The 25,470-nt window shown below is 41.0% G+C and carries 22 protein-coding genes, 1 pseudogene and 1 riboswitch; of the genes and pseudogenes, 5 read left to right on the top strand and 18 right to left on the bottom strand.

Going from position 1 to position 25,470, the window contains the following annotated elements:
* Positions 1-374: 374 nt before the first annotated feature.
* From ACTQ50_RS16955 to ACTQ50_RS16945, 3 genes are all read right to left on the bottom strand, one after another.
* Entirely contained in the window at positions 375-1,703 is a 1,329-nt protein-coding gene (locus ACTQ50_RS16955; RefSeq protein ID WP_441485172.1) for a serpin family protein, read from the bottom strand.
* Complete coding sequence (locus ACTQ50_RS16950) at positions 1,704-2,165, bottom strand: NUDIX hydrolase (RefSeq protein ID WP_441485171.1); 462 nt, start codon at positions 2,163-2,165, stop codon at positions 1,704-1,706. It lies immediately after the preceding gene.
* Between the two features lie 105 nt (positions 2,166-2,270).
* The gene (locus tag ACTQ50_RS16945) at positions 2,271-4,058 is read right to left on the bottom strand and encodes an aminopeptidase P family protein (RefSeq protein ID WP_441485170.1); all 1,788 of its coding nucleotides are present in this window, start codon (positions 4,056-4,058) and stop codon (positions 2,271-2,273) included.
* 133 nt (positions 4,059-4,191) lie between these two features.
* Positions 4,192-4,288, top strand: a riboswitch (THF riboswitch).
* Between the two features lie 252 nt (positions 4,289-4,540).
* On the opposite strand from ACTQ50_RS16945, the gene folE reads away from it, so the two are divergent.
* Genes folE through folK form a run of 4 tightly spaced genes read left to right on the top strand, consistent with a single transcriptional unit; the run spans position 4,541 to position 7,325 of the window.
* On the top strand, positions 4,541-5,098 hold the full coding sequence (folE, locus tag ACTQ50_RS16940; RefSeq protein ID WP_118581498.1) for a GTP cyclohydrolase I FolE: 558 nt from the start codon (positions 4,541-4,543) through the stop codon (positions 5,096-5,098).
* Complete coding sequence (locus tag ACTQ50_RS16935; RefSeq protein WP_441485169.1) at positions 5,095-5,592, top strand: HD domain-containing protein; 498 nt, start codon at positions 5,095-5,097, stop codon at positions 5,590-5,592. The genes folE and ACTQ50_RS16935 overlap by 4 nt, the downstream gene beginning before the upstream one ends.
* A 39-nt stretch (positions 5,593-5,631) precedes the next feature.
* Entirely contained in the window at positions 5,632-6,441 is an 810-nt protein-coding gene (gene folP, locus ACTQ50_RS16930) for a dihydropteroate synthase (RefSeq protein WP_441485168.1), read from the top strand.
* Positions 6,442-6,491: 50 nt separating this feature from the next.
* Positions 6,492-7,325 (top strand): 2-amino-4-hydroxy-6-hydroxymethyldihydropteridine diphosphokinase, encoded by an 834-nt coding sequence (gene folK / locus ACTQ50_RS16925; RefSeq protein WP_441485167.1) that lies wholly within the window; start codon positions 6,492-6,494, stop codon positions 7,323-7,325.
* A 211-nt stretch (positions 7,326-7,536) separates the two neighbouring features.
* Here the strand turns inward: folK and ACTQ50_RS16920 are convergent, their stop codons facing one another.
* The 11 genes and pseudogenes from ACTQ50_RS16920 to ACTQ50_RS16870 form a co-directional block, all read right to left on the bottom strand.
* The gene (locus ACTQ50_RS16920; RefSeq protein WP_441485166.1) at positions 7,537-8,061 is read right to left on the bottom strand and encodes a hypothetical protein; all 525 of its coding nucleotides are present in this window, start codon (positions 8,059-8,061) and stop codon (positions 7,537-7,539) included.
* A gap of 98 nt (positions 8,062-8,159) precedes the next feature.
* On the bottom strand, positions 8,160-9,011 hold the full coding sequence (locus ACTQ50_RS16915; RefSeq protein WP_441485165.1) for a hypothetical protein: 852 nt from the start codon (positions 9,009-9,011) through the stop codon (positions 8,160-8,162).
* A gap of 39 nt (positions 9,012-9,050) precedes the next feature.
* Complete coding sequence (locus ACTQ50_RS16910) at positions 9,051-9,677, bottom strand: response regulator transcription factor (protein ID WP_347088838.1); 627 nt, start codon at positions 9,675-9,677, stop codon at positions 9,051-9,053.
* A complete protein-coding gene (locus tag ACTQ50_RS16905; protein WP_441485164.1) occupies positions 9,625-10,968 on the bottom strand; it encodes an ATP-binding protein in 1,344 nt (447 codons plus the stop codon). The genes ACTQ50_RS16910 and ACTQ50_RS16905 overlap by 53 nt, the downstream gene beginning before the upstream one ends.
* A complete protein-coding gene (locus tag ACTQ50_RS16900) occupies positions 10,965-12,632 on the bottom strand; it encodes a histidine kinase N-terminal 7TM domain-containing protein (RefSeq protein WP_441485163.1) in 1,668 nt (555 codons plus the stop codon). The genes ACTQ50_RS16905 and ACTQ50_RS16900 overlap by 4 nt, the downstream gene beginning before the upstream one ends.
* A gap of 182 nt (positions 12,633-12,814) precedes the next feature.
* Positions 12,815-13,405 (bottom strand): hypothetical protein, encoded by a 591-nt coding sequence (locus tag ACTQ50_RS16895; protein ID WP_441485173.1) that lies wholly within the window; start codon positions 13,403-13,405, stop codon positions 12,815-12,817.
* A gap of 48 nt (positions 13,406-13,453) precedes the next feature.
* Positions 13,454-13,603, bottom strand: a pseudogene (locus ACTQ50_RS16890) (DUF4428 domain-containing protein); the annotation flags it as partial.
* 61 nt (positions 13,604-13,664) lie between these two features.
* Complete coding sequence (locus ACTQ50_RS16885; protein ID WP_441485162.1) at positions 13,665-14,483, bottom strand: hypothetical protein; 819 nt, start codon at positions 14,481-14,483, stop codon at positions 13,665-13,667.
* 324 nt (positions 14,484-14,807) lie between these two features.
* Positions 14,808-18,350: a pyruvate:ferredoxin (flavodoxin) oxidoreductase gene (gene nifJ, locus ACTQ50_RS16880; protein WP_226821559.1), complete on the bottom strand. Its 3,543-nt coding sequence runs from the start codon at positions 18,348-18,350 to the stop codon at positions 14,808-14,810.
* Positions 18,351-18,671: 321 nt separating this feature from the next.
* Entirely contained in the window at positions 18,672-19,085 is a 414-nt protein-coding gene (locus ACTQ50_RS16875) for an RrF2 family transcriptional regulator (RefSeq protein WP_441485161.1), read from the bottom strand.
* Positions 19,086-19,233: 148 nt separating this feature from the next.
* On the bottom strand, positions 19,234-19,761 hold the full coding sequence (locus tag ACTQ50_RS16870) for a shikimate kinase (protein WP_441485160.1): 528 nt from the start codon (positions 19,759-19,761) through the stop codon (positions 19,234-19,236).
* 286 nt (positions 19,762-20,047) lie between these two features.
* Here ACTQ50_RS16870 and ACTQ50_RS16865 point away from each other — a divergent pair, with 286 nt between their 5' ends.
* Positions 20,048-21,688, top strand: coding sequence for an ABC-F family ATP-binding cassette domain-containing protein (locus ACTQ50_RS16865; protein ID WP_441485159.1), 1,641 nt, complete (start codon positions 20,048-20,050; stop codon positions 21,686-21,688).
* 99 nt (positions 21,689-21,787) lie between these two features.
* On the opposite strand, the gene ACTQ50_RS16860 is transcribed toward ACTQ50_RS16865, so the two are convergent.
* The 4 genes from ACTQ50_RS16860 to ACTQ50_RS16845 all read right to left on the bottom strand — a co-directional run bounded on the left by ACTQ50_RS16860 (position 21,788) and on the right by ACTQ50_RS16845 (position 25,439).
* Entirely contained in the window at positions 21,788-22,609 is an 822-nt protein-coding gene (locus ACTQ50_RS16860; protein ID WP_441485158.1) for a hypothetical protein, read from the bottom strand.
* 169 nt (positions 22,610-22,778) lie between these two features.
* A complete protein-coding gene (ybaK, locus tag ACTQ50_RS16855) occupies positions 22,779-23,264 on the bottom strand; it encodes a Cys-tRNA(Pro) deacylase (protein ID WP_226821550.1) in 486 nt (161 codons plus the stop codon).
* A gap of 191 nt (positions 23,265-23,455) precedes the next feature.
* Complete coding sequence (locus ACTQ50_RS16850) at positions 23,456-23,920, bottom strand: hypothetical protein (RefSeq protein WP_295304234.1); 465 nt, start codon at positions 23,918-23,920, stop codon at positions 23,456-23,458.
* Positions 23,921-24,071: 151 nt separating this feature from the next.
* Positions 24,072-25,439, bottom strand: coding sequence for an Ig-like domain-containing protein (locus ACTQ50_RS16845; RefSeq protein ID WP_441485157.1), 1,368 nt, complete (start codon positions 25,437-25,439; stop codon positions 24,072-24,074).
* Positions 25,440-25,470 lie beyond the last annotated feature (31 nt).

The raw sequence follows: 25,470 nt of genomic DNA, 5'->3' as shown, positions 1-25,470 counted from the left end.
CTTTCAGACCGTATCTAAAGTTGTTTGTTTCTGTCGTTCTGTTCAAGCGACTTGATTACTTTACCATAAGTTCAGTCGATTATCAACAGTTAATTTGAATTTTCTGAAAACTTTTTTATTTTTCAGTATTTCAGAAGCAATTCCTTGTGACAGCTTGTTTACTATACCACCGCCGCAGGGAATCGTCAAGCACTTTTTTACAAAATTTACAATAATTCCCCATATTTTTCACAGCAACCTCCAAATTGATGTCCAATGATAAACTCGATTAGAAAAATCCTGTTATAACAAACATACCATAATATACAGCAAATATATTTTCTTTCATTTTTTATAAAATGAATCAAATTATTTCCATGATGGTAGAATTTCTGTCACTGTACCGTTAGAACTTTTCCCATAAACAGCACTTCCTCATTTGCACTGTCGTAGATCAGAAATGCAAATGGCCGTGTCAGCTCAACATCTTTTATAATCGGATCCGTATCCATTGCAGACATGCACTCCATTGTCACTGCAGTCACAGCGGCAGCTTTAGTTCCATTTTCGTCTAGTTCCAGCTTTGTTTTCTGTAAAACAGAACTGACATGAACCGCTTTATCTGCAATGCCTGAAAAATCAGCATCGTACGAAAAAACATTTTCAAGTCCTATTCTGCTGAGGATATCACTTAACTCAGCGGTTGTTTCAAAATTCAACTTAGGCATTTTACAGTTAACTTCATCGTATTCCGATTCTGATTTCAGAAGCCCTTCAATATCCAGCTCATCAAGAGTAAAATCTTCTTCTGCTTTCGGCAAAATTCCAATGAAGCTCAGATTATTTGCATAGTATTTTTCAAATGCTGTTGCCGCGTCATTTTCATAGTAATTATCACCGATGCTTGTCATGTACTTTGTTTCTTCGTTATCGCCGAATTTTTCTTTTTCGTCAGAAACATCCCATGGATCCTGGGACCATCCAGATTCGAAATACAATGAATTGGTGAGACACAATTCACTGTTTTCATTAAGCATGTCAGGTTTCATAATTTCCGGAATCAGCCCCTCTGTATTTTCATTGCACCATGCATTAATAGTGTTGCATGTGTTTTCTTTATCAGAAAAATCAAGAATTTCTGCCTTTGCTTCAAAATTATCTTCTGCATTTTTTTGAAATTGGTCCTGCAGAGTCAGTCCCTGATTTACCCATAGGGCATCTGCAATTTTTAACTTCGATGTATAACCGTAATTTTCGTCTTCTGTATTATAGCTCTTAATTACATTCATATACTTTCTGGCATATGCTGCAAAATCATCGGTTCCTAAATATTCATTTAATGCGTTTTTTGTTTCACCCTCGGCGCCTTCTGCAATCATGCCAAGGGCGAAGTTAAGGCTTGTGGGGCTGAACATTACATTGGAATCCTGGTTTTCTTTGGCTATTTCATCTGTGAGGTTAATAGAATTCTGCAGATTAACTGATTTATCAAGATCAACGTTCTTTTCAACTGCATTTGATTCTGCCTGACTGGCTGCGGCAGCATATACATGGATTGGAGGAGCCATTGTTGTTATGAACGTCAGTGCTCCGGCAAAAAGTTTTATTTTATTCATGTATACCCTCCTTGTACGGTCGATGAAGTCCTTTTTGCAAAGGTTTTCTGCAGGTTTTTGTTTTATTCTAACATATTTGTTTCTTCTTTCTGTTATATTAATTTTCATTTAGTATAAGCGAATTTCCGTATTTACAAGCAATTCTCCCTCATATTGTAGTTTAGCAGAGAAAAAACGTTTTTCCTCTGAAAGAAGCAGGTTCAGAAAAACTTTATCACCTTCCCATGTAGGAAGCTCTGGCACTACTTTCTTATCAACCCAGCATAGCTCGCCTTCATTGCATTCAATCAGTTCTCCGGTATATCCATTGGCTGTAAATACACACATAAGCTCAGATTCACATTCACTGTTTATAAAGGTTACCAGACCACGAAATTTGTAGGAAGTAAGTGTGAGTCCTGTTTCTTCTTTTACTTCACGCAGAAGACATTCTTCAGGGGATTCCTGATCTTCTGTATGTCCACCTACACCAATCCATTTGCCTTTATTTATGTCATTTTGCTTTTTTACTCTGTGAAGCATCAGATATTTGCCATCGTTTTCGATATAGCATAAAGTAGTTATCGTCATTTATTCTCCTTCCCGCAGGCACTGCTTTTTTCTGTAAAATATAAAACAGGGGCGATGCATATCAGTTTTATACATGTCCCTGTTTACTGTTTTAAATGATTAATTTCAGATTTCGCGTGTAGCTTCTTTCAGCCATTCTTTTTCCTCTTCTTCCAGATATGGAGAAATCTTTTTATATACCTGTGCATGATAATTATTAAGAAGCGCCCGTTCCTGCATGGTCATCAGTTCCGGAACAACAGCATCCAGATCAAACGGTACCATAGTCAGATGTTCAAAGCACATAAACTGACCAAATGAGGTTTTCTCTGCTTTTTTGCATACAAGCAGGTTTTCGTGGCGGATTCCATATTGGTTTTCCACATAGTATCCAGGCTCATCCGATGTGATCATACCCTCTTCCAATACTGCATTATCTCCCTGAATAATTCTCCAGCGAAAGCTGTTTGGTCCTTCATGAACATTCAGAAGATAACCAACTCCATGTCCCGTTCCATGATTAAAATCCTGTCCCATTTCCCATAACGGACCACGCGCCAGATAATCCAGATTTACACCAGTACAGCCATAACGGAATTTGGCATTTCCAAGGTTCAGCATGCCACGTAAAACAGCGGTAAAATATTTCTTCTGCTCGTCATTCACAGAGCCCATAACAATTGTGCGGGTGGTATCTGTAGTACCTTCGTAATAGTGTCCGCCTGTGTCTGCCAGAAGGAAATTGCCAGGCTCAATGGCAATATCTGTCTCTGGTGTTGCAGAATAATGGTTGATGGCAGCATGAATGCCATAAGAAATAATGGGGTCAAAGCTGTTATCGATAAAGTTCTCCTGCTGGGCACGGAAGCTGTACAGCTTCTCTCCTGCGCTTAACTCTGTCATTGGAATTTTTCCTACATTTTTCTTTAGCCAGCAGATGAATTTAGTAAGCGCAACTCCATCTTTGATATGAGCGATACGTTCATTTTCTACTTCTACTGGATTTTTAATTGATTTCGGAAGAAAAGTCAGGTTGGCTTCATCCAGAATCGTTACTTCCTTCGGAATACTGTTTACCAGACGACAGTTGGCTTTCTTTTTACAAAGAAGAACTGTCATGTCTTTCTCAAATGTTTTTACATATTCATAAATGCTGTCATAGGGCAGAATGGTTACGCCATCCTTAGATAATGCGTCCAGAATTGAAGCCGAAAATGCTTTTTCATTTGCAAACAGCCTGATTTCTGTTTTGGTCATGACCAAATAAGAGAGAACAACCGGACAGCAATGTACATCGCCGCCACGAATATTCAGCAGCCATGCAATGTCATCCAGAGAAGTCAGTACAAATCCATCTGCACCTTTCTCTTCCATTGATTTACGGATTCTTGCACATTTGTCAGCACGGGATTCGCCTGCCCATTTTACATCCAGTTCCATAACCGGTTCACAGGAAAGTGCCGGACGATCTTTCCAGATTTCTCCTACCAGATCAGAATCTGTCTGAAGAGCAGCTCCTTTTTTTGCAAGAAGTTCGACCAGTTCATCTGCTTCTTTGGCGCTGACGGTTCTTCCGTCAAAACCAAGACACATTCCCTCGCCTAATTTTTCTTCCAGAAACTGGTGCACAGTGGGAACATCTGGTTCTCCCATTTTAAAAAGCTCTACACCCGTTCCCTCCAGCTGTGCCGCCGCCTGGATAAAATATCTTCCATCTGTCCACAATCCAGCCATATCCTGCATGATGACTGCTCTGCCAGCAGATCCGGTAAAACCTGTAATATATTTTCTGCACTTAAAGTATTCTCCTACATATTCAGATGCATGAAAATCATCTGTGGGAACAAGATAAGCATCTATTTTCTTCTCTGCCATTACTTCCCGAAGTGCGGTGATTCGTTCTTTAACTGTCATAAAACTGACTCCTTCCAGTGAATTTTGTCTATTCCTATTATAATATCCACAGTATCCTTTCGCAACCTGTTTAAGAAAAAACTCTTTTCTATTCCACAAAGACGTGATATACTTACTTTCGAAATGAATGATATGCAAAATAGGATTTTATGCGTCAAGTGTTCAGTGAATGGGGAGTTGTCACTGAAACGAAAAGCACGTCTTACGGTATATTATCCGCACCCGTTGCAAGCACTATAAGAGGGATATCTCATATTGTGTCAGAGCCTACCCGAAAGGGAATTTCTGCAAGATGCACGTTGCGATTTGTGGAAACGATTTTTAACAGGCTCAAGGGAATGTTTTCGACATACATTCTATCACAATTGGAGATATCCTTTTTTTGCGTATTAAACAGGCAGATATTCGAATTCGAAAATCCTTCCCCGGTTTTGTCAAAAAAGGATAGTCTCCGTAATCAAATACAAAGGAGGTTATTTTGAATGGTTGACAAACAAAAAGTAGAACAGGCCATCCGTCTGCTTCTGGAAGGAATCGGTGAGGATATTACCCGGGAGGGACTGATTGATACTCCCGACAGAATTGCACGTATGTGCGAGGAAATTTACGGTGGTCTTGATCAGGAAGCAGATCACCATTTACTGAAGCAGTTTCCAGTAGAAAATAATGAAATCGTATTGGAAAAAGATATTACTTTTTACTCTATGTGCGAACATCATCTGATGCCTTTTTATGGTAAGGCACACCTGGCTTATATTCCCGATGGAAAAGTCACAGGATTAAGCAAGCTGGCACGTACGGTAGAAGTTTACGCCAGAAGGCCGCAGATCCAGGAACGCCTCACGGTACAGATTGCGGACGCTCTGGAGCGTGCCCTCTCTCCGAAGGGAATTATGGTTATGCTGGAAGCAGAACACACCTGCATGACCATGCGAGGCGTTAAAAAGCCAGGCAGCAAAACAATTACAACTGTAACCCGCGGAGCTTTCAAAGAAGATAAGGAGCTGCAGAAAATGTTCCTTTCCATGGTCGGAAAATGAGCAGTTCTTTTTCTGAAACAAACCGTATTTCTTTAATCTGGCGCCATCCCCTTTATCAAAAACACTGTGAGAAAATACAGGAGCTTGAAAAAGATCGTATTTTCTGCCGACATACGCCTGAACACTTTCTGGATGTTGCCAGGCTGATGTATATTTATTCTCTGGAAGACAAGCTTAATCTGTCCAGGGAGATCATTTATGCCACTGCTCTTCTTCATGACATTGGCCGCGCGCAGCAATATCTGTTGGGTATTCCCCATGACATTGCAGGAGCCGAAATAGCCGGAAAGATTCTGACAGACCTGCACTTTACAGAGCAGGAAAAAAAAGAAATACTATCTGCGATCAGTCAGCACAGGAACGATTGTTCTGACCAAAAATTGTCAAACCTGCTATATAAAGCTGATAAAAAATCCAGAAATTGTTTTTCATGTTCAGCAGCCTCAGAATGTTACTGGCCTTCTGAGAAAAAAAATCTGACAATTGAATATTGAGTTTTCTAAAAAATCTAACAGAGAGGATGGTTTCTGTTTATGAAAATTGGAAATCGTTTTTTTGATACACAAAATCACACTTATATAATGGGAATTTTAAATATTACTCCTGATTCTTTTTCCGATGGTGGGAAATGGAATCATTTAGATGAAGCTTTGCGGCATACAGAAGCCATGATCGCGGATGGTGCGGATATTATCGATATCGGCGGGGAGTCTACGCGTCCCGGACACACGCCGGTCAGTGCGGAGGAAGAAGCTCAGAGAGTTTTACCCGTTATAGAAACAGTCAGAAAACGTTTTGACGTTCCCATTTCTGTAGATACCTTCAAAAGCAGCGTGGCAGAAAGCGCGATTCAGGCCGGCGCAGACCTGGTCAACGATATCTGGGGATTAAAATATGATTCTAAAATGGGAGCTGTAATTGCAAAATACGATGCTGCATGCTGTCTCATGCACAATAAGTCCAATACAGAATATAACAATTTTCTCATTGATATGCTTTCTGAAACACAGGAATGTGTCAACCTTGCAAGAAAAGCAGGGATCAAAGAAGATAAAATCATTCTCGACCCAGGGGTTGGATTTGGAAAAACATTTGAGATGAATCTGGAAACCATGAAGCATCTGGAGCTTTTCCAGAATCTGGGCTTTCCGGTTCTTCTTGGTACCTCACGCAAGTCGATGATCGGACTGGCACTTGATCTGCCTGTAGACCAGCGTGTAGAGGGAACACTGGCTACCAGTGTAATTGGTGTGATGAAGGGCTGTTCTTTTGTACGTGTTCATGATGTCAAGGAGAACAGACGCGTGATCCAGATGACAGAAGCAATTTGGGGTTGTAATTAAAATTCAAATTTTTCAAAATTGTAAATAGTCAACAGAAAGGAACAACTGTTATGGATGAAACCAGATTTGATAAAATAGAAATTAAAGAACTGGAAATTTTTGCCAACCATGGTGTTTATCCGGAAGAAAATGTACTTGGACAAAAATTTGTTATTTCTGCCACCCTCTTTACGCACACACGTCAGGCAGGGTTAACGGATGACCTGTCTTCTTCTATTAATTACGGAGAAGTCAGCCACATGATTACGGATTTTACCCAAAAACATACTTTTAAGCTTTTGGAAGCGCTTGCAGAAAATCTTGCAGAGATGCTGCTCGACTCTCTTTCCGGTCTGGAACAGATCACACTGAAAATTGAGAAGCCCTGGGCTCCTGTTGGTCTTCCACTGAAAACCGTATCTGTGGAAATCACAAGAAAATGGCATACTGCATACATTGCTTTTGGCTCTAATATGGGCGATAAAAAGCTGTTCATCGACAATGGGATACGTGGTTTGAAAAAAACAAAAGGATGCCGGATAGAGGCTGTTTCTGATTATCTTGTAACAGAACCTTATGGCGTTACCGATCAGGATGAATTTCTGAATGGAGTTTTGAAAATGCGCACCCTTCTTTCACCGGAAGAATTGCTGGAGCGTCTCCATCAGCTGGAACAGGAGGCGAACCGGGAACGTATTATTCACTGGGGGCCTCGTACTCTGGATCTGGATATTCTGTTTTATGATCAGGAAATCATTGATACTGCAGATCTTCACATTCCCCATCCGGATATGCAGAATCGTGAATTTGTGCTGGCTCCTATGAACCAGATTGCACCTTACCTCAGGCATCCTGTACTAAATCAGACAATTTCACAGCTTTTAAATACTCTTCTTTGCCGCTAAACGAACATGTCGCCTACCGGCGACATCACATATGAAAGTCAGCTGTTCCGCGCCTATGGCGCTCCCACTGCTGCCGACTGCATTCGTAATCCGTGCTATCACACCACCGTACGATTCCGTATACAGCGGTTCAACCAACTTAACAAATGACAATCTAACATTGGGGCTGCCGGAAACAGACAGCCCCTTGTGTAATAATTCGCATCTACTGTCAGAAAGTGAGACGCTGTCCGCAATATTCACAGTTGCACAGGCGGCCTTTTATTATCTGATTCTTTGCGCCGCAGCTGGGACAGGTAACTGTAATATAAATCTTCTCATTCACACGTCTGTTTGGTGCAGTGATCAATATATAATTTTCTTCTCTGTCAATCTGAATATTCCGAATATATCCTTTTGCAATCATTTTTTCCAGTTTTCTTACGGCATCTTTTCCCATCTCAGTCTCAAACTTCTCAAATGAGAGCGTACTCTGGGCATAAGATTCAAACCAACAGGCTATTTCTCTGGCTTTTTTCTTCTTCAATGCTTTCTGGATTTCCCGGAAAGTTGGATACAAAAATAACAATCCCAATATAATCTCCGTTGCTGCCATTCCCCAGCGTCCTTCACCAATATATTTCTCCGATGCGCCAATAGCTCCCAGAGTAAAAAGTATACAGAAAACGCAAAGAACCCATTTCAGTTTTCCTAACACTCCTGTTTTTTTATTCTTTTCTGTTAAAAAATCATTCATGTCTGCTTCCTCTTTCTCAAATTAATCGATCTCTGTTATATACTAAAGCCTGTTTGAAAAATCATTCCCGCAATCAGCACGCCCTGATGAATCTTCTGTCAGCCAGCTCCCAGCAAAAGCCACGCATCACCTAACGGATCGTAGTAATAAACCACATTATCTCCTGCTGCATAATATTTTTCTTTTGTAAAATGTTCCTCATGATCTGTCCCTATAACAAATACCGGACAATTTCTTTCTTCAATATACTCCTCCGTACCGGTATACCATAGGGACATTCCAAGACCAAGGTAATAACTAACCTCGTCTGTTTGCGCAATCAAGTCTCTGGCAATATTTATATCTAATGAAAAATCATACTCTGATTGATACTCCTCCCAATCATAATATATTGAAAAATCATAGCAGTAGGCTTCCGCTGCAAGGTGTCCATCCTTTAACGATACCATAGGATGGTATTGCGCACTCATATTCTGCTTCTGCACAGAAACCATCACATTAGAAAAAATCTCACTCATATTGCAGCGCAGGATAATGACTTCATTCTTTTGCCCCATATACCATGGATTGTTCAGATCTTCCAAATATTCCCCTTCTTCCGTAATCTGAGCCGGATAAATACTGATCTTACAATCCAGTCCTGGAACAATCGCATAGATTTCATAGCCTCCTGCATCAACAACAGTTCCATCCTGCAAAAAAGGATAAGCCGCAGCCAATTCTTCCTGCCTGGTATATTCAAGTATCTCTGATGTATCTGCAGTTTCATAAGTGTAGCCCAGAAATGCCATTCCAGCCTGGCATTCATTTTCTCTGATAATGTCTTGCAAAATTGCCAGATTCTCTTCTGCCCCAGAAGCTTGGGCAGATACTTCTCTCACACTTTCACCATAGTTACTAAAAGAAAACAGTACTGCACAAACACATGCAGCAACAGAAAATTTATTCATACTTTCAGCTCCTTCCTGTCAGAATATGCCTATGCCTTTCTATTTCAGTGTGGTTACAATCAATTTGCTTTCCAACGCAGCTGCTATCAGATCTTCCTTACAGCTATATCCTGCCTTGGCAATCATTTCCTGAAAATTCCACCTTACCCCAGAAGTCGAACAATCCATTTTCCTTGCAATCTCCGAATAGGACATCCCATGAATATACAAGCGCAGCATCTCCAGTTGTCTTGGACTGATATCACCGCTTGTGATCCAGTTAAGTTCCACCTTTGGCGTTATATCCGGAAATACACGCTCACCATTTAAGGTTCTGTCAATCACACTCCGTATATCCTCTTCACCGTGATCTTTATACCAGAGACTGTCCGCACATCCACTTTTTGCTCTTTCCAGCACCTTGGGATCAATCAGAGACGTAACAACCAATACCTTTGTATATGGGTACTTTTCCCTAATCATTTTTCCGGCGCTCAGCCCATCGTGATTATGAAATGTCTGTACATCCATGATCACAAGATCTATTACTGAATAATCACAGATTTTTACAGCTTCACGGGCATCCGAAATTGTCTGAACATGTCGAAATTCCGGATCCTGCATAAGAATATATTCAAAATACTTCTGCATGATCTTCTGATCTTCTACTATCAGTACACGTACCATCCAATCTCATCCTTTCTGTCAGCGGCATCTTCAATATCAGACAAAACTCAGGGACAAATGAAATTTGCATTATGCAGTTCATTGAATCGGCTGCTTTTCTCAGTGCAGACAAACCACCGCCTTCTTCCGCATTTTTTTCAGGCGCATCTCCATCATTGGTGATCCGGATGTTGTATACATTTGCATATTTGTCTATCTTCACAAAAACAACATTGCCGTGGGCATGTCTGGCACAGTTTGTCACACATTCACGGATTGCTCTGTCTGCCAGAACTCTGTAAGATGGATACAAAGGAAAGTTTCCGCTGATCTGAACCGAAATCCCAAGCTCCTCTGCATGTTTAATCGTATCCTCATACAGCTTTTCCATACTCTCTACGGCAGAACCGGTAAGAATATATACCAGATGCTTCAATGCAGACAATTGTTTATCCATTTTGTCCTGATTTTCTTTTCTCTCCAATATTCTGCGTATTGACAGAAGACTTCGCCCAAAATTGTCATGGACCTGCATTTTCATAGCAAGTGTTTCCTGCTCTCTGATTTTATCACCGATTTTTTCGTACATTACCTCCAGCTTATGATTCAGGATTTCCAGCTTTTCATTGTTTGCCCTGATCCTTTCACTATTATAATAAATTTCTGATACATTAACTGCTACTGTCTGCAGATATCCTGCACAATCTGGCTCCTGCAGACAATATTCCTGAAACATCCAGACAGAATCATCCGGAAAATAAAACACGTTACTGTCGTCGCTTAATCTGATAAGCCCTTCTGATACATTTTCATTGTCCATTGCTTTTCGCAATGTATCATAATCCTGCAGATAATCCCCCGTCATCATTCTGCACAATTCCTGCATCTTGGTATTACACAAAACAATCCTTCCAAGTGAATCCGAAAAGCATACTCCACATGGAACGTCATCCACAGCTTCATTCACAGACCAGTACGACAAGGAATGATTATATTTGTATCTCTCCTTCCAGATTGCCCAACAAAGATAAAATGTCAATACAACAATCCCTGCTGTTAAAATACTGGCCGGATAGTCCTGAAGCATTGGCTGATATGCACTTTCCCCAATACTATATCTATGCTCATTCATCAAAGAAACCATAAGAACAAAAGAAACCGCAAAAACAGTCGTTGCCGTTATCACTTTCTTTTTCCCGGAAAAGCAGGTGATTCTTAACAGAAAGAGAATAAGTTCCAGAATCAGGCAGATTTCCAGAAGAATCATCAGAAAATTCTGCATTGCTATGCTGCATTCTACAAAACTATTCATCTGCCGCCTCGCTTTCTGAATATGCTGCACCTAACAAACCATTCTTTTTCATCTTCCTGCTGCACTTTAAGTTCCGGTCTTTCTGACATTAAGCCGCGCAGATCTGCCTCGGATGCAATATGAACGGAAATCCGAAGATCATCCTCAATCTGCGACACACGATAAAACATAGACTGCATCACATCAAATAGCCGTTCTGCAAGCCATTCAAAGGTATCATAGCATTTTAGTATATCATCTGCATTCAGCTGAACATTTCCATTTTCCACATAATAGGCAGCCCGGATCTTGCATAATTTTAAACTGTCACAGGATTCTGCAAGACTTTGCCTGAGATCTTCCATGGTAAGCACATTTCCATCCGATGTATATTGTGTCAATACCAGATTTTTTCTGCGCTTCAAATATGTACCAATAACTACAATTTTACCGAGAAGCAGATCATATCGTTCCTTTGATTCCGTCCTTTCCAGTTCTTCCATCAACTGCGACAGCAATTCCAGCTGTCCGGCAGTCTGATTCTGTATCATGTTTAACAGCCGATTCTGTTCTTCTGTTTTTCTTCGCTCCGCTTCTTTCTCATAGGTTTTCTGCAGCAGTCTGTTTCTGGCTGTCAGTTCTTCCTGCTGTTCCCGAATATCCTGGTATTGATCCAGCAATATTGAAATATCTTCTGACCAAAACAGATGTCCTCCCCTTATGGGAATATGGTTGATCCGGATTCCCTGTTCCTGCACAGATGATCTGTGAATGATCATTGTACGCATTTCAGGAGAAAGCTTGGGAAAATCACCAGAATGATAATAACGCTGAAAAGAATCATCTGTAATCTCTGCGTCCAGCCCTCCTGAGGTCTGGAATAGTTCAAAATATCGATTGTTTGTCTGTATCAATCCGCACAATATACATCCCTGATAAATTGCCGCCATTAAAAGACAACACACTGCTGTCATATCCCCTGCAAGGGTTTTGATGAAAGACAAATGAAATATATTTCCAACATTCCATCCCAGAAGCAATACTCCCGGAATGACTGGCAACCAGAACTGTTTCTTTCCCGGAATCCTGCTTTTTCTGATCAGAATAATTTCCATTCCTGTCAGACAACTCAGCATCCACCCCTGAATCACTGCAAAAAGAATACCATAACTATAATCCCCATCCGAAAATGGAGGCTGTTTGGAAAACCGAAACACCAGCTGATGCAAATCATTTGTAAAAACACTTATGATCAATACTGCCGCCACAGTCAAAAGAATTATGATTTGTCTGACCGTTTTTTCTTCATCTTTTTCAACAAAAAACAACGCTGCCGACAGACCTAAAACAGGGATCAAGATCATCGGAATATAATACAGATACCAACATATATGTTCTCCAAGAGGTTCATGAAAAATATGAAATTTCACTGTTCTTACAAAGAACCAGAATACCATCAGACAACCAATTGCAGTCAGACATCTGCGCATTTTTTTATATACTACATGCTTTTCCAGATAGATCACCCAGGCACAGTACAGCCCCAGGTAAATACAATTGCGGCACTGGTCTGCAAAATTTCTTGCAAAAGTATTTTTCGGTCTTACCAGCCTGCAGAAATAAGCCAGAAGCACGCTTATCAGAATTACTCCATACGACAGCATCCTCTTTTTATTATATGTCATGAAAATTCCTCTCTCATTGTATACTTTTATAACAAGTATACTATAAAACTCTGTTTTATTATATAGTTTTTAGAGAAATTGTCAATTTTCAGAGTTTTTCCGATTATTGGTCACTGGTTAAGAATGAACAATAACCCTATTATCACGAACAGAGTGAACAATCATGTCCACTCTGTTTTTCATTACTTAAACGGTTTTGGCTGACCACAATATTCGCAGAACCTTCCCACATTCTCTGCACCACACTGGCATCTCCACGAACCGCTATCAGGACGCATTCCGGCGTTCATGTTCATTCCAGGCTGTATCCCTGTGTTCATGTTCATTCCAGGCTGCATTCCTGTGTTCATGTTCATTCCAGACATTCCAGGCTGCATTCCGGCATCATTTTGTGTCAGAGCAGCAATGATCTGATGTCCAGTCTGCTCCACTTCCATCAATTCGCCTCTCTTTTCACTGCTTATGGAAAAAGTATTCAGACGAAAATCCATATCGTCAAACCATGGAGTGTTAACCTTAATGCGCATGGTGTAATCAAACTCATAATCATATATTGGCGGCTGATAGCTTACTGTCTTTCCATCCTTTGTATAGGTTTTCTCAATCTGTTGTCGATCCACCTCTACTCTGCACTGTACAATAGCGGATAAAGGAACTATATCTGGATTTTCATTGACATCCAGCTTTCGTGCAACGGTAAAATTTCTCTTATGATCATCGATGAAAACGGTGTAATTTCTGGTACTGATCTGACGGGTTATACAAAAATCCATTACTGCCTTTTTGTTTTTTTCACGATATTCCAATTGGCGTTTTATATCCTCTACCGTACTGTGCCGCCGTTCCTCAAACCATGGTGATAATTTTTTTGCACAGTTTTTACATAGATTTCCGTCATCTAATTTTCGATTTCCCAGTAAACCTATTTTTTCTCCGCAGATATCACAGATTTTCTTATCAAAGAATCCCATACCTTTCCTTTCTTTTCTGCCGCACCAGAATCATATATTTCTGGTGCGTCAGCCTTTTACACTATTCTACAACAACTACTTTGTCAAAATATGTTTTTACGGAGAAGTCCTCCCCATCTGTTTCAGAAGTTTCTCCTTCTTCACTGCCATCAGACTCCGGTTCAAAACACAGTTTTCCATCATCCAATAAATTGAGTCTCATAACATCACAACTGAAAAGCATAGTTCCAGCCTCATCTTCTGCTGCAGCTTTCAATACCAGAGTATTTCCATCCATTTCTCCATGGAGTTCAGCTTTGCTCTCTTCTCCACTTTCAATTATGATAAGCTCAGACTTATCTTCCTGAATAGACAACATCATCTCAAACCCGGTCAGTTCAGAATTGACAGGCATCTGCATTCCAACTGCATCCATCAAAGTGCAAATCCATTCTCCTTTAAAATCCTCCATGGCCGGGTTTTCCACCGGTTTCCCTGGTACATATGGCTCATACTCTTCCTTTTCCCGGCTTAGGATCATTGTCGTTCCATCTGCAGTTATAGTTATTTTGCCATCAGTATACTCACACTCTTCCGTTTGATCGTCATAAGTCATCAGAAATTTATCATTTTCTATTTTCCACTCTAATTGATTTACCTCTGGTTCTTCCTCACTGTAAGACATTATGGTTTCCATCTGACCGCCTTCTTTAATATCCACGGTCACTTCCATTCCCATTACTCCCGGATGAAACAAAATGTCGCCACCCATGGAAAGCTCATTTACATACCAGGTTCCAATAACATCCTTTTCTTCAAGTGCATAAGCATTCACGCTCATCAGTCCTGTCATTAAGACTCCAACTGTTCCAGCCACCCACAGTCTCATTTTTTTGTTCATAAAAACATCTCCCTTCTTGTTATTATCGTGTTTTTTGTTGTTTTCATTATACGTGAATGCTTTCCTATTTGCACTAGCACTTCTGACAGTAACTGAACCGATCGGGTACATCGAAAATTAAGTAAACGCCATATTAACTTGTCTAATTTTTCATCTGCTGCGCCTACGTCAGTCACCGTAGCCACCCAGAATTTAATTCACACAAGAAAAGCCTGTGATACCACCCTTCTTAGGCAGTATCGCAGGCTCACTTTACGCTACGACATAATAAACATTACATGTTTATATTATATATTTATAATGCGGACTTGCCGCGGGTAATTCTTATTCCTCTGTTCCGTACAGAGTGATCAGCTTCTGCAGATACTCGTATCTTGCCTTAGCCTCGGACTGGTTCTTAGCAAACAGTCTGGCAGCTTTCTCTGGATTCTGACGCTGTAAGGAATTGTAACGAACCTCACCGTTCAGGAATTCCTGATAATCTGTCATATCTGGTGCTTTGGAATCAAGGCTGAACTTGCTTCCCTCAGCAGCTGGATTGAAGCGGAAGTTGTGCCAGTATCCACACTTAACAGCAAGCTCTTCCTCTGTCTGAGCTTTTGACATACCTTTCTTGATACCATGGTTGATACATGGAGCGTATGCAATGATAAGTGATGGTCCCGGATAAGCCTCTGCCTCTGCAATTGCCTTGATAGCCTGGTTGAAGTCAGCTCCCATAGAGATCTGAGCAACATATACATAACCATAGCTCATTGCGATAGAAGCCATATCTTTCTTCTTGGTCTCTTTACCGCCAGCTGCGAACTGTGCGATCGCACCTGTAGGTGTAGACTTGGAAGACTGTCCGCCTGTGTTGGAGTAAACCTCTGTATCGAATACCATAACGTTGATGTCACGTCCGCTTGCAAGAACATGGTCAACACCACCGAATCCGATATCGTAAGCCCATCCGTCACCACCGAAGATCCACTGGGATTTCTTAGCAAGGAAGTCTTTCTGTGTAAGAATGTCTTTTGCCTTGTCACATCCACAAGCCTCAAGAGCTGCAACCAGTTTCTCTGTTGCTGCACCGTTGGTAGCACCGCATGCGAAAGTATCCAGCCATTCCTGACCAGCAGCTTTAACGTCTGCATTGTCACCGTTAGCTACAACGTCTTCAACTTTTGCTTTCAAGCCATCACGGATAGCTTTCTGAGCAAGAAGCATACCATAACCGAACTCAGCGTTGTCCTCGAATAAGGAGTTGCCCCATGCAGGACCCTGTCCCTTGGCATTTACGGTATATGGTGTAGAAGGTGAGGAGTTACCCCAGATAGAGGAGCATCCTGTAGCGTTTGCAATGTACATTCTGTCACCAAACAGCTGGGTGATCAGTTTTGCGTAAGGTGTCTCACCACATCCAGCGCAAGCTCCTGAGAACTCAAGAAGCGGCTGTTTAAACTGGCTTCCCTTAACAGTTGTCTCTTTGAATTTAGCGATAACGTCTTCTTTAACCGGAAGAGTTACACCGTAATCAAAGTATTTCTGCTCTCCCATGTTTGCTTCAAGGTTTTCCATGGCAAGTGCCTTAGCACCTTTCTTACCTGGGCAGACGTTCGCACAGGAACCACATCCTGTACAGTCAAGAGCGGATACAGTCATTGTGAACTGATACTCATCTTTCATACCAGTCATTGGTAATGTCTTGATTCCCTCTGGAGCATTTGCAGCCTCTTCAGCTGTAAGAGCTACCGGACGGATAACTGCGTGCGGGCAGACATAAGCACATCTGTTACACTGGATACAGTTCTCCGGATTCCATACAGGGATATTTACAGCGATACCACGTTTCTCGTATGCAGCAGCACCGGATGGTGTAGTACCGTCAACATAATCTTTAAATGCAGATACAGGCAGTGTATTACCTTCCTGAGCATTAACCTTAGCCTGGATGTTGTTAACGAAATCAACAACTTCCTGACGTCCCTCTGTAGCGTGAGTCATATGAAGACCCTCGTCTGCAGCATCTTTCCAGCTCTCCGGAACCTGAATCTCAACAACCTGCTTAGCACCAGCATCGATAGCTGCCCAGTTCTTCTGAACAACATCATCACCTTTACGTCCGTATGTTGCTTTCGCAGCAGCCTTCATAAGCTCGATAGCCTGCTCCTCCGGAATGATTCCGGTAAGCTTGAAGAATGCAGACTGAAGGATTGTATTGATACGTGTTGGTCCCATGCCAGTCTCGATACCGATCTTAACACCGTCGATGGTGTAGAATTTGATACCGTGGTTAGCGATGAATGCCTTAACCTGTCCTGGAAGATGTTTCTCAAGGCCTTCCATATCCCACGCACAGTTCAGAAGGAATGTACCACCGTCAACCAGCTCCTGTACCATGTTATATTTGTTCACATAGGACGGATTGTGACATGCTACAAAGTTTGCTTTGTGGATCAGGTAGGTAGACTTGATCGGTTTCTTACCAAAACGAAGGTGGGACATAGTAACACCACCGGACTTCTTGGAGTCATAATCAAAGTATGCCTGAGCGTACATATCTGTATTGTCACCGATGATCTTGATGGAGTTCTTGTTAGCACCTACAGTACCATCAGCACCAAGTCCCCAGAACTTACAGTTTGTTGTTCCCTCTGGAGTAGTTACAAGCGGAGCGCCTGTCTCAAGGGAAAGGTTTGTAACATCATCAACAATACCAAGAGTAAATTTCTCTTTCTCAGCATTGTCATAAACAGCTACGATCTGAGCCGGTGTTGTGTCCTTGGAACCAAGTCCGTAACGTCCGGAGAAGATCTTAACGCCGTCAAATTTGCTGTTCTTAAGTGCAGCAACAACATCAAGATACAGAGGCTCACCCTGAGCTCCTGGCTCTTTTGTTCTGTCAAGAACTGTGATCTGTTTAACTGACTCAGGAATAGCATCAATAAGAGCCTGTGCGCAGAATGGTCTGTAAAGACGAACTTTAACAACACCAACTTTTCTGCCGGCTGCCATTAAGTAGTCGATTGTCTCCTCAATCGTATCATTTACAGAACCCATAGCTACGATAACGTGCTCTGCATCTGCTGCTCCATAGTAGTTGAACAGCTTGTAATCGGTACCGATCTTAGCGTTAACTTTGTCCATGTACTCCTGTACGACTGCCGGAAGAGCATCGTAGTATGGGTTACATGCCTCTCTTGCCTGGAAGAAGATATCCGGGTTCTGAGCGGAACCTCTCTGACATGGATGGTTCGGATTCAGTGCGTGATCACGGAATGCCTGAATAGCGTCCATATCTGCCATATCTTTCAGGTCTTCATAGTCCCATGTCTCAATCTTCTGGATCTCGTGGGATGTACGGAATCCGTCAAAGAAGTTGATGAACGGAACTTTTCCCTTGATTGCTGCAAGATGTGCTACCGGAGTAAGGTCCATGACTTCCTGTACGGAAGACTCACACAGCATTGCACAACCAGTCTGACGACAGGCCATAACATCGGAATGATCTCCGAAAATGGAAAGTGCGTGGGAAGCAAGTGCACGGGCAGATACGTTGAATACGCCCGGAAGCTGCTCACCAGCAATCTTGTAAAGGTTCGGGATCATCAGTAACAGACCCTGGGATGCTGTATAGGTAGTAGTAAGGGCACCAGCTGCAAGAGATCCGTGTACTGCACCAGCAGCACCAGCCTCAGACTGCATCTCTGTTACCTGTACTTCCTGTCCAAAGATGTTCTTTCTTCCCTGGGTTGCCCACTCGTCTGTAGCCTCAGCCATAACAGATGAAGGGGTGATCGGGTAAATTGCAGCTACATCAGAAAAAGCGTATGATGCATGAGCGGCTGCATGGTTACCATCCATGGTTTTCATCTTTCTTGCCATAGTTTGTTTTTCCTCCTTAAAGGTATGATGAAAATAATATTTCTAGACACCATGTGTCTAAAAGTCCATATGACATTATAGCATAATCTTCCAATGATGTCCATTTTGATTTTTGTACATTATCACATACAAAAGTGGTTTTGTTACTGTTCACTGATCATGATTTCTGCACATCGCGAAGCGTGTTGCTGGTCAAAGCGAAGATCATAAAAAATACCGGTCAGATATTCATACATGAAGTCTGACCGGTCTAACTGATCTCTTATTAATTTTCAAGGCTGTATCACGATTCACTTCGTGAGCAGCAATTAATTTCATTACTTACATTTCTGGCACAAGAACTTCCTGAAGGGATTTTCTCTTCAGCATCTCCCAGACACCCTGCTGGATCTCTGCAAGTTCTCTGTGCATATAACAAGGAAGATGGTCTCCCCTTCCGTCAGCAGGACATTCATAACCGGATTCCATACATTCAATAATAAACATATCCGGATCTATGGAACGGTACACATCAAATAGTGTAAGCTCACTAAGAGGCTTATTCAAGGCATAGCCGCCATGCACACCGCGATATCCCTTTACAATACCGGATTTCTGAAGCTTCTTAAGAATCTTATAGGCAAAGGGAGCGGTAATGGATTCCTTCTCGCAGATTTCATTAACGCTAAGGCGGGTTTTCCCTGACAGTGCCCGAAGAACTCTGGCTGCGTAATCGCACTCTCTCGTAATAAACATATCTGTAATTATCTCCTTACTGGACACAAAATCATAATATAAATTTATGATGTCCCTTATATGCTCTTCCCTCCCCAAGCATTCTAGATTATAACAATTCCCTAATCATTTTTCAACAGTTTTTTAATTTTTTAACATTAATTTCAAATTATTTTTGATTATCGTCTAGTTTTAGACGTTCTTTTATTTCAAGGCAAATTTCTTTTGCAGTACGGCCATCTGTTTTTACAACAATATCTGCTGCTGCTTCATACTTCGGTCTTCTTATCTCCATCAGCCCCCCTATGTACTCTGGATTCATATTTTTTTCAAGGAGAGGCCGATCATGGCTGCCTTTTACCCTCTGATAAACAGTCTGCGGTTCTGCTGTGAGAAGCACGATTGTTCCACTCTTCTTCATCTCTTCCACGTTACACTGGCGCATAACAGTTCCTCCGCCGCAGGATACCACAACATTCTCTATAGCAGAGATTCTTTTCACAAGATTAGTCTCCAGGTTTCGGAAATACTCCTCTCCTTTCTCTGCAAAGATATCCGGAATGCTCATCCCCTCTTCCCGTACAATCTGCTCATCCATCTCTATCTTCTCAAGACCGCAGATCTCATGCAGGCAATTTAAAATTGTACTTTTTCCAGTTCCCATAAATCCCGTCAGATATATTTGTTTTTTTGGCATATTTCTTCCTCCAGTCAAATATCTGAAGTTATCTTTTACAAAGTTATTTTTATCATAACATTTTCCCATTCAGATATTGTATTCAGCAATTATAACAGTGAGATTTTTCTTTGTAAAGTATAAGGTTTTTGGATTTTTTCCTTATTCTGCATGTTTATGCTGTAAAACAGTGGAAAAACCAGAAATAATTGTTGCAAATTTGCCAGTTTACGATAAAATGAAAATCGGCTATACTTGTTATTATGTGTGTATTCATAAGGATGATGTATTTAAATAGGAGGAAAATATGATTTCAGCAAACAATATTACTTTGCGAGTTGGAAAGAAAGCTCTTTTCGAAGATGTTAATATCAAATTTACTGAAGGAAACTGCTACGGTCTGATCGGAGCTAACGGTGCAGGAAAATCCACATTCCTGAAGATTCTTTCCGGACAGCTTGAACCTACCAAAGGCGATATCGTGATCACACCAGGTCAGCGTCTCTCTTTTTTACAGCAGGATCATTTCAAATATGATGCTTATACAGTTCTTGATACCGTTATCATGGGTAATCTTCGTCTCTATGAGATTATGAAAGAGAAAGAAGCCATTTACGCAAAAGAGGATTTCACTGACGAGGATGGAATCCGTGCCAGCGAGCTGGAGGGCGAATTTGCAGAAATGAATGGATGGGAAGCAGAGTCTGATGCTGCTACTCTTCTGAATGGTCTTGGAATTGATACTGAGTTTCATTATGCTCAAATGGCTGACCTTACAGGTAGTATGAAGGTCAAGGTTCTTCTGGCGCAGGCACTTTTCGGAAATCCGGATATCCTGCTTCTTGATGAGCCTACCAACCATCTGGATCTTCCTGCCATCGAATGGCTTGAAGAGTTCCTGATCAATTTTGACAATACCGTTATCGTGGTTTCCCATGACCGTTACTTCCTGAACAAGGTTTGTACACAGACTGCTGATATTGACTATGGCAAAATTCAGCTTTATGCCGGCAACTATGATTTCTGGTATGAATCCAGCCAGCTCCTCATCAAGCAGATGAAAGAAGCAAACAAGAAAAAAGAAGAGAAGATCAAAGAGCTGCAGGAATTTATTTCCCGGTTCAGTGCTAACGCTTCCAAATCCAAACAGGCTACTTCCCGTAAGAGAGCACTTGAGAAAATCCAGCTGGATGACATGCGTCCTTCCAGCCGTAAATATCCATATATCGACTTCCGTCCTAACCGCGAAATTGGAAACGAAGTTCTCATGGTTGAGAATCTTTCCAAGACGATCGATGGTGTAAAGGTTCTTGATAACATTTCCTTTACTCTTGGCCGCGAAGATAAGGTAGCTTTCGTTGGTGCAAACGAACAGGCGATCACCACTTTCTTCAAGATCATCACTGGTGAAATGGAACCGGATGAGGGTAATTACAAATGGGGAATCACCACTACACAGGCATATTTCCCGAAGGACAACACAAAAGAATTCGACAATGACCTTACTATCACAGACTGGCTGACCCAGTATTCCGAGATCAAGGATGCAACTTATGTGCGTGGCTTCCTTGGACGTATGCTTTTCCCAGGCGAGGACGGTGTGAAGTGTGTCCGCGTGCTTTCCGGTGGTGAGAAGGTTCGCTGTCTTCTTTCCAAGATGATGATTTCCGGTGCGAATATCCTGATTCTGGATGAGCCTACCAACCATCTGGATATGGAGTCCATCACTGCACTGAACAATGGTTTGATCAAATTCCCGGGTGTTATCCTTTTCACTTCTCATGACCATCAGTTTGTTCAGACAACTGCAAACCGCATTATGGAGATTCTTCCAAACGGTACTATGATCGATAAGATCACAACTTACGATGAGTATCTTGCAAGCGATGAAATGGCTAAGAAACGTCACATCTTCGAGATCAATGAAGAAGATGCACAGGATAACTAATCTTTATCAGTTCTTTTATAAAATCAAGAGGAGATTCTGACACAGATTCAGAATCTCCTCTTTTACTTATAGCGTTTCGTCCGCTATATTTTCTAATATTTATTTCACATAACTCCAACCGCCAAGTACATTTACATAATCAGATGGATAATAATACGTAATACTTCCCTTGATAGTTGCCATCTCTCCTGTATAGGCAGTTCCCTTAGAATTTGCAGGAACAAGGAACGAATAGTATCTTGTCTTGCCATATGTGGAAGAATAGGAACGCTTCTTATACAAGTTCCTCTTTCCATTTACATATCTTCTCAGAAGAACTTTGCTATTCTTAAAATCATATTTTTCATAAGAGCTCTTGGTCAGTGTCCGCTTCATAGATGCTCCACTCTTTGCTGCAATTACAACCGGAAGTGTAGTGATATTACTGCTTCTTCGCTTTATCCAGAATTTACGGCCTTTCGGAACTGCAAAAGACTTTAATGGGCTGTGATTTTTCATAATGCTTTTCTTAATTACAGCGTTCGAATTCCTGGACGTAATTGTAACTCTCACATTGACAGTTCCAGAAACAGCCTTCACACATGCAATGATTCCTCTGTTAGCAGTCTTGTTTACTTTGAAATAGGTGGAATTGGTTATATTGCCGGAATCCCTACGGCAATTCTTAAGTGCTAAAGCCTCTCCACTATAAGCATATACCACATCATATCTGCTTCCAGATGTCTTAGGTGTTATGCGCAGGGTGTAATTGCTGATCGCATTTCCACTGATATTCTCATTTACAATGTGAATGCATTGTCCTTTCTTAAGTATTGCGCTAAATGATCTGGTGGCTGCTGATACAGGCATCGCGCACATCACCGTCATCGCAGCCGCTGCAAGTCCAAGCAGCAGCTTCTTTAATCTCTTTCCTTCTCTCATAAAATCCTCCTTACTGCCCATACACCGGGCTTGTTATAGCATTTACTTGTTGCACCCGTGTCAGAAATGCTTTGCAAGCTGTCTCTGAAATCGTTGTCAACAGATCACGCAGCCAACTTATTATTATATGTATTTTAACATATATCATTTTAGTATCTGTAAAATATGCTTATTCATCTTTCGCTGTAATGTCTGCCAGCTTTCCCCCAGTAACCTTCAGAAGATCCTCTACCGGAACCTTTAAAGTCAGTCCAATTCTTCCTCCACTTACATAAATCTCCTGAAATTTTCCTGCTGAAGCATCAAACACGGTGGGAAAAGGCTTTTTCATCCCAATCGGGCTACAGCCTCCGCGAACATAGCCTGTAATCTTTATAATATCTTTCACATGGATCATATCCACAGCCTTCTCTCCTACAGCCTTTGCCGCTGCTTTTCGATCCACTTCTTTCTCAATAGGTATTACAAAAACATAATATCCGCCGCTTTTTCCTTCCATTACCAGTGTTTTAAAAGACTGCTCATAAGGAGCTCCTGTAATATCCGCACAGTGGATTCCATCAATAAATTCATCACACTCATAGGCCAGGGTTTCGTATTTCACCTTCTGTCTGTCAAGCATTCTCATTGCATTTGTCTTTGCTTCTTTTGCCATTTCGGGTCAACCTCCTGTAATGTATTGACATAGTAAAGTTTTACCATAGAATTCCGTTTTCGTCAATGGAATGTATCCGACTGATTTTGTCAGAAAAAAGGAGAGCCAGGGCTTGTGAAAAGCCCTGGCAAGTATGAAAAAGAAAAAGCAATTCTTTCAAGAACTTTGATTATTCTCTCTTTCTCCATCTCTTATGAATAGAACGTTAATGATACAACTTTTCCATTTGTTACTTTTAGAACCACCATAAGTCCATTCAATTTCTTGCAGCATCTTAAAGCCTCATATTTCTTAGCAGGTATTCTACCATATTCATCTGTCCAATAATATTTGGTCTTAGATGTTAATTTAAAAGTCTTCTTACCGTACTTTACGAAATTCTTTTTGTTAAATTTCAGTGATGCTTTGCTGCTCTTCATAAATGAGCCATAGAATGTAATAGACTTACTGGTGTATTTCACCTTTTTCGTTCCAGGCTGCCAGGAACCATATTTCTTACCGCCCTTTGTACGATTAAGCACAGTTCCATAGTAATATGTACCTTTTTTAGATGCAGCTTGCGCCTGTTCTACATTGGAGCAGCTAAATATGACACCAACAACAAGCACTGCCAGTATTAATTTATTGATTCTTTCCTTCCATGTTGCTTTCTTCATGCGCTTATTCCTCCTTTTGAGTTATCTGGTTTACATGTATCTTCTTCTCTGGTAACGGGGATTTTTATAATACTATACTACGTCAGACCAATGTAGAAATCAATTGAAAAAACAGGGCATACCAGATTATGTCCAATATACTCAATATTCACTACTTAACTTTCACTTTACACTTCTTTGTAATCTTTCCAGACTTAATCGTAATAGTTGCAGTGCCTTTCTTTTTACCTGTTATTTTTCCATATTTACTAACAATCGCAATCTTCTTGTTTGAGGATTTATATGTAACTGTATCTGGGCTTCCAGCATATGAAAGTTTAGGTTTCAATGTCGTGCTCTTACCCTTCTTTACATTTATAGAGGATTTAATGTTCTTAATTGCTGTCGTGCCTGGTACTGTTATTGTGCACACAGCCCTTTTAGAACCTGATTTTACTGTAATCTTCGCAGTGCCTGCCGAAATACCTTTAACCTTGCCCTTTTTATCAACTGTTACAATTTTCTTGTTGGAAGTAGAATACTTAACATTCTTCCATGAGGAAGCTGGTTTCAGAGTAGATGTTTTACCTGCTTTTACTGTTAACGTAGATGGGATTGTCTGAGTAGATGTTAATTTTGCAATACTTTTACTCTCTACTTTTTCGCAATTTTTACAAGTGCGCTGTTGCAAACCTTCGCCTGATACCGATGCAGCCTTAACAACCTTCCACGCACTCCATGCGTGTCCTTTTGCTGGAATGCTCTCTGTTCTCTCTTCGCCTCCAACTGTACAAGTGTAAGTTTTAACACCATTTGTTACACACGTTGCCGCTTTAGTCACGGTCCCTTTATCCCAAGCATGATTCTTTTTCGGAATTACGGTTCCTTCTTTAATTAATTCATCACATAAGGCACAATACCAATCTCCTGTGTATCCATACTCTGTACATGTAGCTTCTTCTGCATCCTCGCGTACAAGTACATGATCTCTTTTGGGAATCGTTTCTCGTTTTTCATTTCCACATGTAGTACATTTATATAATATGCTGCCTTCATCCTCGCAGTTAGGTTCATACTCTATTGTTCCTTCATCCCAGGTATGAATATGTGTTTCTGTCACCTCATATTTATAATTATTCTGTTTGGCATAGCTTTCCCCGTAGCTGTTTCCGCATACTTTAAATAAGGGTGTTGACTTATAAAAAGCTCTTGTTCCTATTGAATTTACAGAAATCGGTATTACTATTTCCAACAAGCCATAACAATGTTCAAAGGCGCAAATACCAATACTTTCTACTCCTTCCGGAATGGCAACTGAGCTCAGCTTTTCACAACAGGCAACCGCAGAAACATAAATATTTTTTGTTTCTTTTGGTATTTCAATGCTTGTAATCTGACGCGGACAATACAATAATTTGGTTTTATCTTTGCTATATAAAACACCCTTCCATGAGGAAAAAAGTAACCGCCAAATAATAATGCGGTCAGATATAAAATTACCCCAGCTCTTTGCGAGTTGGAGTAATTCACTATAATTCACATGCGATTTTTGATAGATTGGAGTTTTTCAC

It is taken from the genome of Blautia sp. Sow4_E7 (assembly GCF_052116245.1).
In the GTDB taxonomy this organism is placed as follows: domain Bacteria; phylum Bacillota; class Clostridia; order Lachnospirales; family Lachnospiraceae; genus Blautia_A.
The sequence above is the reverse complement of the archived record's forward strand: the minus strand, read 5'-3'. Positions and strand labels throughout refer to the sequence as shown.

Coding starts and splice junctions, on each gene's coding strand:
- ACTQ50_RS16955 (WP_441485172.1), bottom strand. CDS start 1,703: ATGAAAATTAATATAACAGAAAGAAGAAACAAATATGTTAGAATAAAA.
- ACTQ50_RS16950 (WP_441485171.1), bottom strand. CDS start 2,165: ATGACGATAACTACTTTATGCTATATCGAAAACGATGGCAAATATCTG.
- ACTQ50_RS16945 (WP_441485170.1), bottom strand. CDS start 4,058: ATGACAGTTAAAGAACGAATCACCGCACTTCGGGAAGTAATGGCAGAG.
- folE (WP_118581498.1), top strand. CDS start 4,541: ATGGTTGACAAACAAAAAGTAGAACAGGCCATCCGTCTGCTTCTGGAA.
- ACTQ50_RS16935 (WP_441485169.1), top strand. CDS start 5,095: ATGAGCAGTTCTTTTTCTGAAACAAACCGTATTTCTTTAATCTGGCGC.
- folP (WP_441485168.1), top strand. CDS start 5,632: ATGAAAATTGGAAATCGTTTTTTTGATACACAAAATCACACTTATATA.
- folK (WP_441485167.1), top strand. CDS start 6,492: ATGGATGAAACCAGATTTGATAAAATAGAAATTAAAGAACTGGAAATT.
- ACTQ50_RS16920 (WP_441485166.1), bottom strand. CDS start 8,061: ATGAATGATTTTTTAACAGAAAAGAATAAAAAAACAGGAGTGTTAGGA.
- ACTQ50_RS16915 (WP_441485165.1), bottom strand. CDS start 9,011: ATGAATAAATTTTCTGTTGCTGCATGTGTTTGTGCAGTACTGTTTTCT.
- ACTQ50_RS16910 (WP_347088838.1), bottom strand. CDS start 9,677: ATGGTACGTGTACTGATAGTAGAAGATCAGAAGATCATGCAGAAGTAT.
- ACTQ50_RS16905 (WP_441485164.1), bottom strand. CDS start 10,968: ATGAATAGTTTTGTAGAATGCAGCATAGCAATGCAGAATTTTCTGATG.
- ACTQ50_RS16900 (WP_441485163.1), bottom strand. CDS start 12,632: ATGACATATAATAAAAAGAGGATGCTGTCGTATGGAGTAATTCTGATA.
- ACTQ50_RS16895 (WP_441485173.1), bottom strand. CDS start 13,405: ATGGATTTTTGTATAACCCGTCAGATCAGTACCAGAAATTACACCGTT.
- ACTQ50_RS16885 (WP_441485162.1), bottom strand. CDS start 14,483: ATGAACAAAAAAATGAGACTGTGGGTGGCTGGAACAGTTGGAGTCTTA.
- nifJ (WP_226821559.1), bottom strand. CDS start 18,350: ATGGCAAGAAAGATGAAAACCATGGATGGTAACCATGCAGCCGCTCAT.
- ACTQ50_RS16875 (WP_441485161.1), bottom strand. CDS start 19,085: ATGTTTATTACGAGAGAGTGCGATTACGCAGCCAGAGTTCTTCGGGCA.
- ACTQ50_RS16870 (WP_441485160.1), bottom strand. CDS start 19,761: ATGCCAAAAAAACAAATATATCTGACGGGATTTATGGGAACTGGAAAA.
- ACTQ50_RS16865 (WP_441485159.1), top strand. CDS start 20,048: ATGATTTCAGCAAACAATATTACTTTGCGAGTTGGAAAGAAAGCTCTT.
- ACTQ50_RS16860 (WP_441485158.1), bottom strand. CDS start 22,609: ATGAGAGAAGGAAAGAGATTAAAGAAGCTGCTGCTTGGACTTGCAGCG.
- ybaK (WP_226821550.1), bottom strand. CDS start 23,264: ATGGCAAAAGAAGCAAAGACAAATGCAATGAGAATGCTTGACAGACAG.
- ACTQ50_RS16850 (WP_295304234.1), bottom strand. CDS start 23,920: ATGAAGAAAGCAACATGGAAGGAAAGAATCAATAAATTAATACTGGCA.